This is a genomic window from Streptomyces sp. NPDC042102, assembly GCF_055582305.1.
The window spans coordinates 135,141-152,665 of record NZ_JBVJDL010000008.1; the positions used below are offsets into that span (position 1 = coordinate 135,141).

Below are 17,525 nucleotides of genomic sequence, written 5' to 3' on the forward strand. Positions count from 1 at the left end.
CCGGGGGCGGCAAGTGGATCACCCGTGCGGAGTACCGGTGCGCCGCACCGGTCAGGCGGTGGCGCGCACCGCCACCGCGTCCATCTCGAAGAGCATCTCCGGCAGCGCGAGCGCGGCGACGCCGATCAGGGTCTGGGCGGGCAGTCCGGTGCCCCAGGTGGCGTGCAGGTGCTTCAGGAGGACCTCCAGCTTCCGCTGGTCGTGTCCGACGATGTACGTCCCGATGCGGACGACGTCGCCGGGGCCGAGGCCGGCCGCCGCGAGCGCGGTGCGCAGGTTGGCGAAGGTCTGCGCGACCTGCGCCTCGAAGTCGTCGGAGACGACGTGGCCGCTCTCGTCGGAGCCGTACTGGCCGGCTATGAACACCTGCTCGCCGGGGGCGGAGACGATGTGGCTGTAGCCGAAGCCGGTGGGGTCGTGGAGGCCGGCCGGGTTGGTGATGCTGCGGGTCATGTCCAGGCTCCTTGAGTCGTCCGTGCGTACGTGCGTGGTGCGGGTCAGTGCGTGGCGAGCCAGTCGCGCAGCCGCTGGGGGGCCTGGGGGGCCTGCCGTTCGGCCTGCTGACGGATCTCGTCGAGGTGCTGCGCCGCGAGTTCGCGGCGCCAGGCCAGTTCGGCCCGGGTCATGGCGTGCGCGATGGCGCAGTCGGCGGAGAAGGCGGAGGGCGGGCCGCCGCCGGGTCCCTGCTGACGGATCTCCGCGCAGCGGAAGGCCTCTTCGGGCCCCTCGACGGCGGCGACCACGTCCATGAGCGTGATGCGGTCCAGCGGGCGGGCGAGGCGGAAGCCGCCGCGCGGTCCGGGCGTGGAGGTCACGATGCCCGCCCGGGCCAGCGCCTGGAGCTGCTTGTTCAGGTAGGCCGCGGGGAGTTCGTGCCAGGCGGCCAGGCGCGCGGCCGAGACCGCCCGGTCGGGGCCGGCCCAGGCCAGGTTGACGCAGCTGTGCAGCGCCCACTCGACGCCCTCGCTCATCTTCATAATCTGGATATTAGATGTCCAGATTAGAAGGGGCAAGCGACCGGGGCCGTGCTGGGCCGAACCGGCGACACGGCGCCGACACGGCACCCGGGCGCAGCAGCAGGGCTCGCGCCGCCCGCCCGCGCGTCCTTCCCTGGTGACGTGCGCACCTTCCTGTCGGCGGTACTCGTCGTGCTCGTGGCCCTTCTGGTGCCCGCGAGCGCCGTCGCGTACTGGGCCGACCGGGAGGTGGCCGACGCCGACCGCTACACCGCCGCCATGGCCCCGCTCGCCGACGACCCGGCCGTACGGAACCTCGTCGTCACCCGGGCGACGCACGCCATCGCCGCGCAGATCGACGCGGGCCCCTTCCAGGGCGGGGTGGAGGCGCTCCTGGGCGAGGCCATGCGCTCCTTCACCGGCACCGAGGCCTACCGCAGCGCCTGGGAGGCCGCCAACCGGGCCGCGCACGCCGCGTTCACGCAGGCGCTCGCCCACGGCGACGGGGACGCCGTCACCATCGACCTCGCGCCGGTGGTGGCCCAGGTCAAGGGAGAACTGGTCGCCGAGGGGGTGCCGTTCGCCGACCGCATCCCCGAGACGCACGTGACCGTGACGGTCATGGAGTACCGCAACCTGGGGGCGCTCCGGAAAGGTTTCCGCATGCTCCAGATCGCCGGCATCTGGCTGCCCGTACTGACCCTGCTGCTCGCCGTCGGCGCGGTCGCCGTCGCCGTCCACCGCCGCCGGGCCGTGATCGCGACCGGACTCGGGATCGCGCTGGGCGCCGTCCTGCTGTCGATCGCGGTGGCCGTCGGCCGCCACCTCACCCTCGACGACCTGCCCGCCGACATCGACCGGGCGGCCGCCGAGGCGGTCTACGACGCGCTGACCGCGTTCCTGCGCACCACCGTCTGGGTGGTGCTGGCCATCGGTCTCGCCGTGGCGCTGGCCGCCTGGCTGGCGGGGCGGCTGCGCCGTACCCCATAAGCTGACAACTCAGAAGAATCCGATTCGCGAGCGGCGGCACGGAAGCGGCGATGAGCACCGAACAGATACCGTCCGGGCGGACCCGGCCGAACCGGCTGGCGCCGCCCGCGTGGCTGCTGAGGGGTCTGCGGCCGGCCTCCGCGCCGATCCCGTGGGCCGCGGCGGCGCGGGCCGGTGTCGCCCTGGCCGCCCCGCTCGCGGCCGGTTTCGCGCTGGACGAGCCGGAGTACGGCGCCCTGGTCTCGATGGGCGCCCTGTCCGGGGTCATCGGGGACACCGCCGACGCCTACCGGATGCGGATCCTGAACATCGCCGTCCCCCAGGTGTTCGGCGCGGTCGGGGTGGCCCTGGGCACCCTCGTGTACGGGCGCGGCTGGGTGGCGGTCGGGGCACTCACCCTCATCGCGCTGGTCTCCGGGATGATCTCCTCGATCGGCACGGTCGCCTCCGTCTCCGGGCTGCTGCTCCTGCTCTACGCCGTGATCGGGGCCGGGCTCCCGCTGCCGCAGCCCTGGTGGACGGCGCCCCTGCTGCTCACCGCCGGCGGGCTGTTCGTGCTGGCGCTGACGCTGCTGGGCTGGCCGCTGCGCGGGCGGCAGCCGGAGCGGTCGGCGGTCGCGGCGACGTACCGCCGCCTGGCCGAGCTGCTGGAGGCGGCGGGCGGGCCGGCGTACGAGGAGCGCCGGCAGGCCCTCACCCACGCCCTCGACCAGGCCTACGACCTCGTGCTCGGGCGGCGGGCCCGGGTGCACGGCCGCAGCCCCGCGCTGGTGCGGATGCTGGCGCAGCTCAACGTCGTCATCCCGCTGGTGGAGGCCGCACCGGCCGTACACCAGCGCGGGCGCCCGCTGCCGCCGCGGATCCCGGCGGCGGTACGGGAACTGGCGGCCGCCGTCGAGGAGGGCCGCCCCGGACCCGCCGCACCGGACCTGCCCGCGCCGCACACCCCCGCCGAGCGGGCCCTGGACGCGGCGCTGCGGCACGCGGCGCGGATCGTGCACCTGGCCGACCCCGACGTGGACAACGTCGACGACCGGCTCGGCCGCCCGGCGGCCCTGCGGGTCCGGGTGCGCCGCACCGTGCGCGACGTGATGTTCTCCTCGGCCTCCTGGCGGTACGGACTGCGGCTGGCGGTGTGCATCGGCCTGGCCCAGTCGCTGGTGTCCCTGGTGGAGCTGGAGCGTTCGTACTGGGTGGCGCTGACCGTCACCTTCGTCCTGAAGCCCGACTTCGGGTCGGTCTTCTCCCGGGCCGTGCTGCGGGCCGTGGGCACGGCCGGCGGGCTGGTCATCGCGGCGGCGGTGCTGGCGGAGGTGCCGCGCGGCTGGTGGGACGTCCCGGTGATGGTGTTCCTGGGGGCGCTGATCCCGATCTTCTCGGCGAAGGGGTACGCCCTCCAGACGGCGGCCATCACCCCCGTGATCCTGCTGCTCTCGGACCAGCTCAACCACCAGGGCTTCGAGCTGATCCGGCCGCGGCTGCTGGACAGCTTCATCGGCTGCGCGATCACCCTGATCGCCGGCTATCTGCTGTGGCCGGAGAGCTGGCGGACCCGGATCGGCGACCGGCTGGCCGACTGCGTCGACGACGCGGCGCGGTACGTGGAGCGGTCGTTCGCCCCCGTGGCCGGTCCGGAGGCCCTCGCCGCGGCCCGGCAGGCCCGGCTCCAGGCCCGCCGGCGCATCTACCGCGAGCTGTCGGGCGTCCGCAACGAGTTCCAGCGCGCCCTGACCGAGCCCCCGCCGACCGGTGCGCGGGCGGCCGCCTGGTGGCCGCTGGTGGTCGCCGTCGAGCGGATCGTGGACGCCACCACGGCCGCCCGGGTCCGCGTCAACCACGGCGCGGCCCCGCCCGCGGCGGCGGAGGTCGACGAGATCGTCCGGCAGCTGCGGGAACTGGCGGGCGGGGTACGCGGCAGCCGGATCCTGGGGCCGGAGCCCGCCCCCGGGCCGGGGGAGGACGACACCGGGGTGCTCTGCCCGGTCCGCCAGGAGGTCGCGGCCGCCCGCTCGATCGTCCGCCCGCACCCGGAGGAGACGCCGGCCGCGCCGCGGACGGGACCTGGGTCCCCGGGCGGCACGCCGGGCCGCTGACCGGCCGGGTCCCGGGAAGCCGCCGGCTCTGGGAAATCCGCCGGGGTCCCGGGGCGGCGGTGTCCCCCATTCGGGCCCGGCCCCGGGCTGGGCCCGGCTCCGCGAGGGAGCATCGGAGCATGCGGCACCTCTTCGTTCCCCCGCCCCGCGGCCTGCCCGTCCTGGCCCTCGCGCTGGCCGCGGCCGTGACCGGGTGCGCTGATGTGACGGGGCTGCGGACCGATGGCGATCTGGGCGTGGCCCACGCGCCGCTGGCCCTGTGGAAGGACATCCGTCCCTCCCCGCCCGCGCCCGGGCAGAAGCCGGGCCGGCCGGCCGTGGTGCCGGGCGTCCCCGCCGTACCGGGCGGGACCATGCGCGGCGTGGACGCGCTGGCCGTCGTCCGCGCGGACGTCCTCGCCGACATCGCCCGGGACCGCGGCACCGGGCAGCTGGTGGACCCGCGGGCGGCGCAGCGGCTGGCCCGGTGCACCACGGCCGCCGACGGCGGCCCCGACTGCCCGGTGCGGCCACCGGTCCTGCACGACCTGACCGGCGACGGCAAGGACGAGCTGATCAGCGCCGTGGACATCGACGGCCGGCTGAGCGAGCTCCGCGTCTACACCGTCGACGACGGCGCCGTCACCCGTGTGCTGTCCCACCGCGCGGTACTGGAGGGCGTGGAGGTGGCCGCCGGGCACCTCGCGGTGCGCGAGCCGACCTCCAACCCGAAGCTCGTCTCGATCTCCGACTACGAGTGGGACCCGGCCGCCGGGAGCATGAACCTGTCGCAGCTGACGCTCGACGAATGCCCCACCGTCCAGGAGTCCGCCACGCGCTGCCCGCCGAGCGGGATCTGAGCGGGGCGGGCGGCCGTGCGGGCGACGAGCAGTCTGCGCTGGAAGATCGCGCTGACCACCACCGCCGTGTGCTGCGCGGTCGCCGCCGTGCTCGGGGTCCTGGTGCACAACGTGGTCGCCGAGGAGATCGTGGGACAGGTCCGCAAGGACGCGTCGCGCGACCTGGAGCACGCCGTCGCCCACTACACCTACGGCACCACCCACGGGGACGTGAACACCGCCGTCGACCCGCCCGGCCTGCCCGAACCGCTGCGCCGCCTCGTCGCGCGCGGCGAGACCGGCAGCATGGTCGGCGAGCGGACCGGCAAGCCCGTCATGTGGGCCGCCGGGCCCGCCGACGGCAAGGCGCTGGCCGTCTGGCTGCCGTACGGGGCCACCCGTGACCGGCTGCGCGAGGTGGACACCGCGATCCTCGCCTCCGCTGCCCTGGCGGCCGGCGTGGTGGCGCTGGCCGGCCTGTTCCTGGCCAGCCGGATCAGCCGGCGGCTGACGACCACGGCCGCCGTGGCCCGCCGGATCAGCGCGGGGGACCTGGACGCGCGGGTGGGATACCCGGTGGCGGGCCCCGAGGAGCGGTTCCGTTTCCACGACGAGGTACGGGACGTGGCCGTCGCACTGGACTCGATGGCCGCGTCGCTCCAGGAACGGCTGGAGGCCGAGAAGCGGTTCACGGCGGACGTCGCGCACGACCTGCGCACCCCGCTGGCGGGCTCGCTCGCGGCGGCGTCCCTGCTGCCCGAGGGGCGCCCCAAGGAAATGATCAACGACCGGCTGAAGGCCCTGCACCGGCTCACCGAGGACCTGCTGGAGATCTCCCGCCTGGACGCGGGCGCGGAGCGGGCCGACCTGACCGAGGTGGAACTCGGGCGGGCGGTACGGCGCATCGTCGGCGCGACCGGGCTGCCGGTGTCCGTGACCGTGGCCCGGGACGCCGTGGTCCTCACCGACCGGCGCCGGCTGGACCGGATCCTGGCCAACCTGCTGGTCAACGCCGACAAGCACGGCGGTCCGCCGGTCGAGGTGAGCGTGGACGGCCCGGTCGTGGTGGTCCGCGACCACGGCCCCGGCTACCCGCCCGGCCTGATCGAGCACGGCCCGCAGCGCTTCCGCACCGGGGACCCCGGGCGCGGCCGGGGCCACGGTCTGGGCCTGACGATCGTGGCGGGCCAGGCCGCCGTACTGAAGATCGGTCTGAGCTTCGCCAACGCGCCGGACGGCGGCGCGGTGACCACGCTCCAGCTGCCCGGCGAGCTGCCGCCGGAGGGCAGTTGACGCGCCGAGGGCCGTGTTTCACGTGAAACACGGCCCTCGGATCACTGCACTACATACCGGGACATGACATCACATACCGGCAAGTACCGGATCAGACACCGATGTTGCGGCCGTCCTTGCGCCACACGGACACGACCGAGGGGCGGACGATCTTGCCGGGGCCGTCGGGCCACACCGAGGCGGGCTTCTCGACGGAGGCGCCGTCGATCTCGCCCGGGTGCTGGACGGCGACCAGGACGCGCTTGTCCTGGATGATCGGGCCGCAGGTCTCGGCACCGCGCGGCACCGTCAGGAACTGCTTGAGCTCACCACGGCGCTCACCGGCCGTCGCGACGCCGAACAGGCCGTCGTGGGTGCCGAGCTGGTTGCCGTCGGTGGAGATCCACAGGTTGCCGTGCGGGTCGAAGGCCACGTTGTCCGGGCAGGAGATCGGGCTGACCTTGTCCTTCGGGAAGCCCGCGAAGTAGGTCGCCGGGTCGTTCGGGTCACCGGCGACCAGGAAGAGCCGCCAGGCGAAGCCGTCGCCGGCCGGGTCGTCGAAGTTCTCGGCGAGCTCGAGGATCTGACCGTGCTTGTTCAGGTTGCGCGGGTTGGCCTCGGTCGCACCCTCCGCCTTGCCGGGCTTGCCGCGGTCGGTGTTGTTCGTCAGCGCGACGTAGACCCGGCCGGTGCGCGGGGAGGGCTCGACGTCCTCGGGACGGTCCATCTTGGTGGCGCCCACCTTGTCGGCGGCCTGGCGCGTGAAGACGTACACCTCCTCGGCGGTCATGCCCTCGACGTGCGAGACGTTGCCGGTGGCCAGCTTGATCCAGACGCCCGAGCCGTCGAACTCGCCGTCGGAGGGGTGCTTGCCGGTGCCGTCGATCTCGGCGGCCGGGCTGTCACCGGTGAGCTTGGCGACGTAGAGGGTGCCCTCGTCGAGCAGCGTGAGGTTGTGCTCCTTGGCCGCGCGCGAGTTGCCCTTCATCATCCGCTTCGAGGAAACGAACTTGTAGAAGTAGTCGAAGCGCTCGTCGTCGCCCATGTAGACGACCGGACGGCCGTCCTCGGTCAGGCGCGGCTGGGCGGCCTCGTGCTTGAAGCGGCCGAGCGCGGTGCGCTTGCGCGGGACGGAGTTCGGGTCGTACGGGTCGAGCTCGACGACCCAGCCGAAGCGGTGCGACTCGTTGGGCTCCTGCGCCACGTCGAAGCGCTTGTCGAAACGCTCCCACTTGCGCTCGGTCTCGCCCGAGGTCACGCCGTAGCGCTTCAGACGGGCGGCGGCGACCGGGTCGGTGACCTTGCCGGCGTTGGCGAAGTACTGGTTGAAGTTCTCCTCGCCGTGGAGGGTGGTGCCCCACGGGGTGGTGCCACCGGCGCAGTTGTTCAGCGTGCCGAACACCTTGGTGCCGGTCGGGTCCACGGAGGTCTTCAGGAGCGCGCCGCCGGCGGCCGGGCCGGTCATGCGGAACTCGCTCTTGGTGTGCAGGCGCCGGTTGAGCTGGTGGCGGGTGACGGCCGTCAGCTTGCCGCTGCGGTGGTCCTCCTGGACGACGACCACGGACAGGCCGTGCGCGGCCCAGGCGATCTCGACCTGCTCGCGGGTCGGGTTGGCCGGGTCGTAGCCCTTGAACATCAGCACTTCGTCGGTGTACTCGTGGTTGGCCACGAGCAGCTGCTGGCGCTCGTAGTCACCGCCGAGCGGGAGCAGGCTGAGGAAGTCGTTGTTGTAGCCGAACTGACCGGCCTGGGCGGCGGCGGTCTGCTTGTCGGGGTTGAAGCCCGGCGCGCCCTTGATGATCGGGTCGCCCCAGCGGATGACCACGTTCTGCTCGTGGCCCTCGGGGACGGTGACCTTGTCGTCGGTGTTCGGCGCGACCGGCTTGAAGCGCAGGCCACGGGCACCGTCGCCGTTGCCGCCCGCGCCCGCGAACTTCGCGTCGGCGGCCGGGGTGGTGGCGTTGGCGGTGGAGCCGTCGCCGCCGAGGGCCACGGCGGTACCGGCGGCGGAGGCGACCGTCACGACGGCGGCGGCGCGCATCATCGAGCGGCGGGAGTAGGCGCGGGCTATGACGTCACCGGCGTACTCGTTGTCGCTGGTGTTCGGCACCTCGTGGAAGCAGGCGTCGCCACAGCGGTAGCGGCAGGTGAGGGCGGAACGGCCGCCCCCATGCGGGTTGCCGATGAGCGGCAGGAGCTTGCGCACGGGTGTCCTCCGGGTCTGTACGCGCGCCGACAGCATGTCGGTACGAATCCAGCCGCGACGGTAGGGGGGTGGGGCGCCGGTGCGGCGGCGAGTAGATGAACGATCGGTGAACCCGGCACGGCCAGGCGGGAGTTCACCCAAGCGGCGGTGGCGGACGCCACGAAGGCCGCCCCTGCCAAACTTCATCGCGCGTGGCCGATAACCTTACGTGTCCACTCTGGGCAGGGATCTTCCGCGCAGCACGGACAAATGACTCACGCATCTCATTGCGAAAGGCCTCGCTCATGGGTATTCGGAGCTTGTTGCGCAAGGTGTTCGGCCGCTCCTCGGAGCCGGTTCCGGAGCCCACGACCACGTCCGCCTCGGCCGAGACCGCGACATCGGCGTCGCTGCCGACCCAGGGGGACCGCGCCCCGCTCGACGTCGCGGCCGAATTGGTGGCGGCGTCGTTCGACAATCCGACGGTGCCGCCCCAGTCGGCCCCGCGTGACCACCGCGCCCCGGTCCTGACGGGCGCCCCGTCCCCCACCCCCACCCCGGACCCCACGGTCCCGGAGGCCCGCTCGGAAGCCACCCCCGAGCCTGCCCCGCAACCCGAGCCCGCTGCCGCCCCGGCGGCGCAGGCCACCGAGGTCGCAGCCGGGCCGCAGGCGCAGGCACAGGACACCGAGGTCCAGGCCCCCGCCAAGCCGCAGGCGCAGGACGCCGAGGTCCAGGCCCCCGCCGAGGAGCCGAAGGCCGACGTCGAGACGGCCGCCGCCGCGCCACAGGCGCAGGACGCCCCGGCCGAGACGGCCGAGCCCGCTCCCGCACCGGAGGTGCCGGCGCAGGACACGGCCGAGCCGGCCACGCCTCAGGAGACCGAGGCCCCGCCCGTCCCGGCGGAGCCGGTGGCGCAGGACGCCGAGCAGCCGAAGGCCGACGTCGAGCCCGTCGCCGCTGCGGCGGCCGAGGCCGCCGAGCCCACCACCGCGCCGGAGGCGCAGGACACCCCGGTCGAGGCCCCCGCCGCCGAGGCGCAGCCCGAGGCCGACACCTCGGCGCAGGCCCCCGAGCCCGCCGCCGCGGCGGACGAGGTCGCCCCCGCGCCGGAGGCGCAGGACGCAGAGGTCCAGGCCCCCGCCGAGGAGCCGGTCACGCAGGAGACCGAGGAGCCGGCCCCCGCCGCCGAGCCGCAGGCCGAGACGGTCGCCGCACCGGCGGCCGCTCCGCAGGAGCCCGCCGCCACGGCGGACGAGGTCACTGCCGGGCCGGAGGCGCAGGACACCGCGGCCGAGGTCACCGAGCCCGCCCCCGCACCGGAGGTGCCGACGCAGGACGCGGCCGAGCCCGAGGCCGTGGCGGCCGCGCCGCAGGAGCCCGAGGTCCTGGAGCCCGAGGCCCAGGCGCCCGCCGCCGAGCCGCAGGCCGAGGTCCCGGCGCCCGCCGGCGAGGTGGAGGCGGACGTCGAGACCGTCGCCGCCGCGCCGCAGGCCGAGGTCGCGGCCGTCGCCGCAGAGGCCGACGTCGAGACGGTCGCCGCAGAGGCGGAGGCCGGACCCGCCGTCGGGCTCGCCGACGTCAAGCGGCGGGCCGGTGGGGTCCTCGCCGCGTACAAGGCCGCCGGCCAGGTGCTGCGGGCGAAGGGGCAGGCCGGCGCGCGGACCCGGGTGTACCTCGTCCTGGACCGGTCCGGGTCGATGCGGCCGTTCTACAAGGACGGCAGCGCCCAGTACCTCGCCGACCACACCCTCGCCCTCGCCGCCCACCTGGACGGCGCCGCCACCGTGCACACCGTGTTCTTCTCCACGGAGGTGGACGGCACGGCCGACCTGACCCTCGACGCCCACGACGGCGCCTGGGTCGAGGCCCGCCACGCCGAGCTGGGCCGCATGGGCCGTACGAGCTACCACGTGGCCGTCGAGGCCGTACTGGAGCACTACCGCAAGGACGGCGGTACCGGACCCGCCCTGGTCGTCTTCCAGACGGACGGCGCGCCCGACAACCGTCAGCCCGCCCGCCAGGCGATCACCGACGCCGCCGTCACCGCGCCGGACGTCCACTGGCAGTTCGTCGCGTTCGGCGACCACGACAACAAGGCCTTCGACTTCCTGCGCAAGCTGGACGCCGACAACGCCGGCTTCTTCCACGCCGGCCCGGCCCCCGCCGAGCTGACCCCGGCCGCCCTGCTGAAGGGGCTCCTCCAGAGCCGCTGACGTACAAAGAGCCGCCACGGCGAAGGGCCCGGGATCCACTGGATCCCGGGCCCTTCGTCACGTACTGACGGCGTCGGTTACCGCGCCGCGTCCGGGTGGACGGCCTCCGCGACCGGCTTGGCGTCGGCCGGCTTGGCGTCGGCCTTCGTCTCCACCGGCTTGCGCAGCGCGATGTTCAGCTCGCGCAGACGGGCCTCCTCCAGCACCGTCGGCGCGCCCATCATCAGGTCCTGCGCGTTGCCGTTCAGCGGGAACGCGATCGTCTCGCGGATGTTCGGCTCGTCGGCCAGCAGCATCACGATGCGGTCGACACCCGGGGCGATGCCACCGTGCGGCGGGGCGCCGAGGCGGAACGCGCGCAGCATGCCGGCGAACTCGCGCTCGACGGTCTCCGCCTCGTAACCGGCGATCTCGAAGGCCTTCAGCATGACCTCGGGCTCGTGGTTGCGGATGGCGCCGGAGGACAGCTCGATGCCGTTGCAGACGATGTCGTACTGCCACGCCAGGATGTCCAGCGGGTCCTTCTCCTCCAGGTCCTTCATGCCGCCCTGCGGCATGGAGAACGGGTTGTGGGAGAAGTCGATCCGGCCGGTCTCCTCGTCCTTCTCGTACATCGGGAAGTCGACGATCCAGCAGAACCGGAAGACGTTCTCCTCGAAGTGGCCGGCGCGCTTGGCGGCCTCGACCCGGACCGGGCCCATGATCTTGGAGACCTCGTCGAACTCGCCCGCGCCGAAGAACACCGCGTGGCCCGCGACCAGGCCCAGGCGCTCGGTGAGGACCTTGACGTTCTCCTCGGTGAGGAACTTCGCGATCGGGCCGGTCAGCGTGCCGTCCTCGCCCACGCGCACCCAGGCCAGGCCCTTCGCGCCGAGCGAGACGGCGAAGTCGCCGAGACCGTCGAAGAACTTGCGCGGCTGCGCGGCGGTGTCCGGTACGGCCAGCGCACGCACGTGCTTGCCGGCGAACGCCTTGAACTCCGAGCCCTCGAAGACGTCGGTGATGTCGACGAGCTCCAGCTTGGCGCGCAGGTCGGGCTTGTCGTTGCCGTACTTGAGCATCGACTCGCGGAACGGGATCCGCGGGAACGGCGAGGTGACCTCGCGGCCGCCGCCGAACTCGGTGAAGAGCTCGGTCATCAGCTTCTCGATCGGCTGGAAGACGTCCTCCTGCTCGACGAACGACATCTCGACGTCGAGCTGGTAGAACTCGCCCGGCGAGCGGTCGGCGCGGGCGTCCTCGTCGCGGAAGCAGGGCGCGATCTGGAAGTACCGGTCGAAGCCGGAGATCATCAGCAGCTGCTTGAACTGCTGCGGCGCCTGCGGCAGGGCGTAGAACTTGCCCGGGTTCAGGCGGGAGGGCACCACGAAGTCGCGCGCGCCCTCGGGGGAGGTCGCGGTCAGGATCGGGGTCGCCATCTCGTTGAAGCCGAGGGCCACCATCTTCGAGCGGATGGAGGCGATGACCGCCGAGCGCAGCATGATGTTGCGGTGCATGCGCTCGCGGCGCAGGTCGAGGAAGCGGTACTCCAGGCGGCGCTCCTCGTTCACACCGTCGTCGGTGTTGATCGTGAAGGGCAGCGGGGCGGCCGCGCCGAGCACCTCGACCTCGGCGGCCTCGATCTCGATCTCGCCGGTGGGCAGCTCGGGGTTGATGTTCTCGGCGCCGCGCGAGACGACCTTGCCGTCGACCCGGATCACCGTCTCCTTGGAGAGCTTGTCCAGGGCCTCGGCAGCCGCGGTGCCGGGACGGGCGACGAGCTGCGTGATGCCGTAGTGGTCGCGCAGATCGATGAAGAGGATGCCGCCCAGGTCTCGACGATTGTGCAGCCAGCCGCTCAGCCGGACGTCGGTGCCGACGTCAGAGGCGCGGAGCTCGCCGCAGGAGTGGGACCTGTACCGATGCATCATTCATCCAGTTCTTCGCGATAGCAGGTGGAATTCAGCCTCCCCAAGGTTACCGTCCGCTCCGGCCCCGCCACGGCCCCCGCCCCGGCCCCGCAGGAGGGGCGGCGCACCACGGCGACCTGTAAAGATGGCCTCGTGCGCACCGAGGACGTCCTGGCCGCGATCGCGACGGGCCTGTGGCGATGGGACAACGCCTCCGGGACGGTCACCCTCGACGGCGAGGCCGCCCGGCTGCTCGGCCTGCCCGCGGAACCGGTCGTCCTGCCCGAGGTTGCCGTGCGTTCCCGTTTCCACCCGGTGGACTGGAACGAGATCAACGGCATCGTGAACCTCGCCGTCGTCGAGGGCACCCTCGCCGAGGCCCGGCTGCGGATCATGGACGAGGACGGGCGCGTCCTGCGCACCGTACGCACCCGCTCCAAGCCGGTGGAGAACCGCGCCGGCGACGGCCGCGTCGACTACGAGCTCATCGGCACCCTCCAGGAGATCGCCGAGCCCCAGCCCGGCACCACCGCCGCCCACACCCCCATCACCGGCGACTGGCGCCGCTCGCGCGAGGCGTTCCTGCTGGACGCCGGCCGCGCGCTGGCCGAGGCCCGGTCCACCGCCGAGGTGCTGCGGGTGGCGGCTTCCCTGTCGATGCCCGGGTTCAGCCCGGACGGCCTGGCGGTCTTCGGCGTCGAGGGCGAGCGGCTGTCGGTCATCGGGCACCACGGGCACAGCCCCGGCGACGAGGCCCCCTTCACGGAGATGCGGCTGGACACCGCCTACCCGGCCGCCGAGGTGGTCCGCACCGGCCGGGCGGTCTACCTGCCCACCCCCGAGGACTACAAGCGCCGCTTCCCCGCCACGTGGGCGCTCGCCCAGCGCTTCGACCGGGCCTCCTGGGCCTTCGTGCCGCTGATCGTCGCCGGCCGCACCATGGGCGCCTGGATGGCCGCGTTCAAGCACCCCGTGTCCTTCTCGCCCGACGAGCGGTCGGTGCTGACCACGGTGGCCCGGATGCTGGCCCAGGCCCTCCAGCGGGCCGGGGTGGCCGAGTCCGAGCGGGAGCTCACCACGGGCCTGCAGCGCTCGATGATGCCCACGCTCGGCCCCGAGATCCCCGGCATGCAGATCGCGGCGCGCTACGTGCCGACCGGCGGCGGCCTCCAGGTCGGCGGCGACTGGTACGACATGATCCCGCTGCCCTCGGGACGGTTCGCCCTGGTCATCGGCGACGTGCAGGGGCACGACGTACGGGCCGCCGGGCTGATGGGACAGCTGCGGATCGCCGTACGGGCGTACGCCTCCGAGGGCCACCGCCCGGACGCGGTGCTCTCGCGCGCCTCCCGTTTCCTGGCCGGCCTGCACGCGAACGACCGCGGTACGGACCCCGCGGGCGTCCCCGCCGAGCCGTACGACGACGCCGACTTCCACAGCCCCCGCTTCGCGACCTGCCTGTACGTCGAGTGCGACCCGGAGACCGGCGTGCTGGAGGTTGCCCGGGCCGGCCACCCCGACCCGGTGGTCCGGATGACCGACGGCACCGTGCTGATGCGGCCCACGGCGGGCGGGCTGCCGCTGGGCATCGTCCCGGACACCGACTACCCGACCACCCGGTTCACCCTGGAGCCCGGCGAGACGATGATGCTGTGCACCGACGGGCTCATCGAGACCGGCGGGCACGACCTGGACACCGGCTGGGCGCGGCTGCGGGCGATCCTGGAGTCCGACCTGGAGTCCGGCCTGCACGACGGCGACGGCGACGGCGGGGTACCGGCCCCGGGCCACCTGGAGCGGCTGGCGGACCTGCTGGTGCAGGCCGTCCACGGGCCGTCCTCGCACCACACCACCGGTCCGCTCGCCGACCGCCGCGAGGACGACATAGCCGTGGTCCTGCTGTGCCGCGAGGGTCCGGGCTGCGGCTGCGGCGCGCCGCTGGCCCACCGCGCCCGTCCGGCCCGCCGGACGGTGCTGACGGTGGCGCAGGCCGAGCCGGAGCGCATCGCGGGCGCCCGCCGCCAGATCCGCGAGCTGCTGCACGACTGGGCCGACCTCGAGCAGGTGGACTCGGCGGTGCTGATGGTCTCCGAGATGGTCACCAACGTGCTGATGCACACCGACGGCGACGCGGCCCTGGTCGCGGAGGCCGTGGGCGAGCTCGGGGCGCGCCGGCTGCGCGTGGAGGTCGCGGACGGCAGCGACGAGCTGCCGCACAAGCGCCACCCGGGCGAGATGGCCTCCAGCGGGCGCGGGGTGCTGCTGCTGGAGATGCTCGCGGACACCTGGGGCGTGGACCCGCGGGGCGAGGGCAAGTCGATCTGGTTCGAACTGCATGAGCAGTCCAAGGCCGAGGCGGACGCGGGGTCCGCGGCCGGCTGAGGCTCCCGCCCCGATCATGGTTGGATGACGGCGTGCTGAGCTCCCTCCTCCCCGCGCCCGTCCGCCGGCTCGCCGCCTGGTGCATCGTGTTCCTGCTGGTCACCGGCGTGGCCGCGGTGCTGGTCTGGCTGATCATCGTCTTCAAGACCGCCGTGACGCCGGTCCTGCTGGCCCTGCTGGGTACGGCGCTGCTCGGGCCCCTGCACCAGCGGCTGATCCGCATGGGGCTGCACCGCTCGCTGTCCGCCGCGCTGACCTCCCTGGTCATCGTCGCGGTCATGGGCGGTGCGACGTACATCGTGGTGGCGGCGCTCATCGACACCGGCGACCAGATCCTCCTCAGCCTGCGCCGGGTCGGAGAGGACCTCGCCACGCACTTCGGGGCGGCGGGCACCTCGCTGGAGGACCTGGCCAAGAACGCCAAGGAGCTGCTGTCGCGGTTCGGCAGTACGGCCGCCTCCGGCGTGATCACCGGCATCAGCGTGGTCGGCGAGATGATCGCGACCGCCGTCCTCGCGCTGCTGCTGATCTTCTTCTTCCTGCGCGACTCCCACCGGGCGGCCGGCACCCTGCGCTCGCTCGCGCCGCGCGAGACCGGGGACATGCTGGAGGCGATGGGCCGGCGCGCCTACGAGGCCGTCGAGGGCTTCATGCGCGGCACCACCTTCATCGCGCTCATCGACGCCATCGCCATCACCGCCGGTCTGCTGGTCCTCCAGGTGCCGGGCGCGGTGGGCCTGGGCGCGCTGGTGTTCGTCGGCGCGTACATCCCCTACCTCGGCGCCGTGATCTCCGGCGCGGTCGCCGTCCTGGTCGCCTTCGCCGACCGGGGCTGGGTGATCGGCCTGTGGGCGCTGGGCGTCGTCCTGGCCGTCCAGGTGCTGGAGGGCCACGTGCTCCAGCCGATGATCCAGAGCCGTACGGTCCAGATGCACCCGGCCGTGGTGATGCTGGCGATCACGGCGGGCGCGAGCGTCGCCGGAATCCTGGGCATGCTCCTGGCGGTGCCCCTGACGGCGGCGGCGTTCGGCGTGATCTCGGAACTCCGCTCCCGGTACACGTCCGAAGCCGCCCCCGGCCCCGTGGGTCCCGCGTAGCCCCGGCCGGCGAGACGCCCGCTACCGGCCCGGAACCTGCCCCACCCCGTCCGCAACCCCCCGGGCGACGAGGGCGACGGACGTGACGGGCGTGCCGGCCTTCCCCCAGGCACTGTCCTTGAGCAGCACCGTGCGCTCCCCGAGCAGGCGCATGCTCTCCCTGTCGAAGATCCATTCGGTCCGCTCCCCCTGGTGGACACGGGCGACGGCCACACCTGTCCGGCCGACGGCGTCCGTCGCCTCGGGAACGAGAACGACACCGGGGATACGAGCGGCAGCACGGTAAAGAGCAGCGCTCACCCCCGGCGGCGCCTCGACGGTCCGCAGCAGGTCACCGATCGCCACGAACGCCTGCTGATCGGGACCGGTCGTCGAGCCGGAACCGGAACCGTGGTTCAGCCCGGCGTCGGCGTAGATCAGTTCCAGCAGACGGTCCGGGTCCGTGGGGAGGGATTCGAGAAAGCGGTACGTGGGACCGTTGATCGTGGCCCTGTCCTTCCCTCCGGCCGGGGCTGTCGTCGTTCCCCCGGCCGTGCGCGTGACCGTGCCGGACGATCCGTCGACCGATACCCATCGCTCGGCGGACTCGTCCGTCCGGGCCGCTGCGATCTCCCCGCTCGGCGTCTCGGACAAGGACGTGGAGTGACCGACCGTCCTCGTGTAGAGGAACTGCCCGTCCCGAACGGCCGGCGCCGGCGCCGCATGCGCCGCCATGGCCACGCGGTCCAGCAGCCGCACAGCGGCCGGCTCGGGCTTCGCGACGGCCGGCGGCCCGCCGGAACCGGGCACACCGAGGGCGACGGCCAGGACCACGGCGCACGTCGCACCGCCCGCGGCCAGGAACAGAACAACCCGGCGACGGGACCGGACCGACGCGGGGCGGGCACCGGCACCCGGCGCGGTTTCGCGCATCAGGTGGTCCCTGACCCGTCGGCGCCCGTGAAAGGGAAGGTCCGTGTCGGAGAGCCCGGGCAGCAGCCGCGTCATCTCTCCGGAGCCGGACGGCTCGGGTCGTGTCTCGTGGGCGTTCACAGGTTTCCCTCCCGTGCGGTACGAGCCACCGGCGAGCGCCCGCCGGCCGAGGCCTCGGCAAGCTGAACGGCCACGAGCTCGCGCAGCCGACGCCGTGCCCGGAACAGCCGGGAGCGCACCGTCCCCACGGACACGCCGCACGCGAGCGCCACCTCGCCGTGGCTGAGGCCGGACCACACGCACAGCAGCAGGACCTCGCGGTCCGTACGGCGGAGCCGGCCCAGCGCAGCCAGGACGGCCGCCGCCCGGGCCGAGTCCGTGAGCCGGGATACGACGGCGTCCGCCACGTCCGGTACCGCCTCGGGCCGCGGCAACCGGGCCATCGCCTCGCGGTGGCGGCGCCTGGCCCTGCGCGTGTTCCTCAGGACGTTCGTCGCGATGCCCAGCAGCCAGGCCCGCCGGCTGCCGACCACCTCGAGCGTGTCACGGAGCCGCCAGGCCTCGAGGAAGGTGAGGGAAACGATGTCCTCGGCTCCCACCCGATCGGACGTCATCCGCACGGCATGCGCGTACACCGCTCCGGCGTGTGCGTCATAGATCTCCGCGAACAGTTGCTGGTCCACACCGGGTAGTGTCCGCAGCCCCCACCCCATTG

At 73.6% G+C, this 17,525-nt stretch carries 13 protein-coding genes; 7 read left to right on the forward strand and 6 right to left on the reverse strand.

Annotated features, from left to right (window positions below):
* Window positions 1-51: 51 nt before the first annotated feature.
* Window positions 52-453, reverse strand: coding sequence for a RidA family protein (locus ACZ6KO_RS27495; RefSeq protein WP_469306704.1), 402 nt, complete (start codon window positions 451-453; stop codon window positions 52-54).
* A gap of 44 nt (window positions 454-497) precedes the next feature.
* The gene (locus tag ACZ6KO_RS27500; RefSeq protein ID WP_469306774.1) at window positions 498-971 is read right to left on the reverse strand and encodes an RrF2 family transcriptional regulator; all 474 of its coding nucleotides are present in this window, start codon (window positions 969-971) and stop codon (window positions 498-500) included.
* A gap of 147 nt (window positions 972-1,118) precedes the next feature.
* Between ACZ6KO_RS27500 and ACZ6KO_RS27505 the strand changes: the two genes are divergently transcribed.
* The 4 genes from ACZ6KO_RS27505 to ACZ6KO_RS27520 all read left to right on the forward strand — a co-directional run bounded on the left by ACZ6KO_RS27505 (window position 1,119) and on the right by ACZ6KO_RS27520 (window position 6,150).
* Window positions 1,119-1,946, forward strand: a complete 828-nt coding sequence (locus ACZ6KO_RS27505; RefSeq protein ID WP_469306705.1) for a hypothetical protein — start codon at window positions 1,119-1,121, stop codon at window positions 1,944-1,946.
* 50 nt (window positions 1,947-1,996) lie between these two features.
* Window positions 1,997-4,039 (forward strand): FUSC family protein, encoded by a 2,043-nt coding sequence (locus ACZ6KO_RS27510; RefSeq protein WP_469306706.1) that lies wholly within the window; start codon window positions 1,997-1,999, stop codon window positions 4,037-4,039.
* A gap of 119 nt (window positions 4,040-4,158) precedes the next feature.
* Window positions 4,159-4,878, forward strand: a complete 720-nt coding sequence (locus tag ACZ6KO_RS27515) for a hypothetical protein (protein ID WP_469306707.1) — start codon at window positions 4,159-4,161, stop codon at window positions 4,876-4,878.
* A gap of 15 nt (window positions 4,879-4,893) precedes the next feature.
* Window positions 4,894-6,150 carry a sensor histidine kinase gene (locus ACZ6KO_RS27520; protein WP_469306708.1) on the forward strand — a complete coding sequence of 419 codons (1,257 nt, stop codon included), beginning with the start codon at window positions 4,894-4,896 and terminating at the stop codon, window positions 6,148-6,150.
* 91 nt (window positions 6,151-6,241) lie between these two features.
* Here ACZ6KO_RS27520 and ACZ6KO_RS27525 read toward each other — a convergent pair whose 3' ends face one another.
* Window positions 6,242-8,335: a PhoX family protein gene (locus ACZ6KO_RS27525; RefSeq protein WP_469306709.1), complete on the reverse strand. Its 2,094-nt coding sequence runs from the start codon at window positions 8,333-8,335 to the stop codon at window positions 6,242-6,244.
* A gap of 284 nt (window positions 8,336-8,619) precedes the next feature.
* Between ACZ6KO_RS27525 and ACZ6KO_RS27530 the strand changes: the two genes are divergently transcribed.
* A complete protein-coding gene (locus ACZ6KO_RS27530) occupies window positions 8,620-10,530 on the forward strand; it encodes a VWA domain-containing protein (RefSeq protein ID WP_469306710.1) in 1,911 nt (636 codons plus the stop codon).
* Window positions 10,531-10,607: 77 nt separating this feature from the next.
* Here ACZ6KO_RS27530 and aspS read toward each other — a convergent pair whose 3' ends face one another.
* On the reverse strand, window positions 10,608-12,437 hold the full coding sequence (gene aspS, locus ACZ6KO_RS27535) for an aspartate--tRNA ligase (protein ID WP_469306711.1): 1,830 nt from the start codon (window positions 12,435-12,437) through the stop codon (window positions 10,608-10,610).
* 135 nt (window positions 12,438-12,572) lie between these two features.
* Here aspS and ACZ6KO_RS27540 point away from each other — a divergent pair, with 135 nt between their 5' ends.
* Together ACZ6KO_RS27540 and ACZ6KO_RS27545 are read left to right on the forward strand one after the other, a co-directional pair.
* Window positions 12,573-14,801 carry a SpoIIE family protein phosphatase gene (locus tag ACZ6KO_RS27540; protein WP_469306712.1) on the forward strand — a complete coding sequence of 743 codons (2,229 nt, stop codon included), beginning with the start codon at window positions 12,573-12,575 and terminating at the stop codon, window positions 14,799-14,801.
* Between the two features lie 35 nt (window positions 14,802-14,836).
* Window positions 14,837-15,898: an AI-2E family transporter gene (locus ACZ6KO_RS27545; RefSeq protein WP_469306775.1), complete on the forward strand. Its 1,062-nt coding sequence runs from the start codon at window positions 14,837-14,839 to the stop codon at window positions 15,896-15,898.
* A gap of 21 nt (window positions 15,899-15,919) precedes the next feature.
* Here ACZ6KO_RS27545 and ACZ6KO_RS27550 read toward each other — a convergent pair whose 3' ends face one another.
* The gene (locus ACZ6KO_RS27550; RefSeq protein ID WP_469306776.1) at window positions 15,920-16,885 is read right to left on the reverse strand and encodes a CU044_5270 family protein; all 966 of its coding nucleotides are present in this window, start codon (window positions 16,883-16,885) and stop codon (window positions 15,920-15,922) included.
* A 41-nt stretch (window positions 16,886-16,926) separates the two neighbouring features.
* Window positions 16,927-17,493, reverse strand: a complete 567-nt coding sequence (locus ACZ6KO_RS27555) for an RNA polymerase sigma factor (RefSeq protein ID WP_469306713.1) — start codon at window positions 17,491-17,493, stop codon at window positions 16,927-16,929.
* Between the last annotated feature and the right edge of the window lie 32 nt (window positions 17,494-17,525).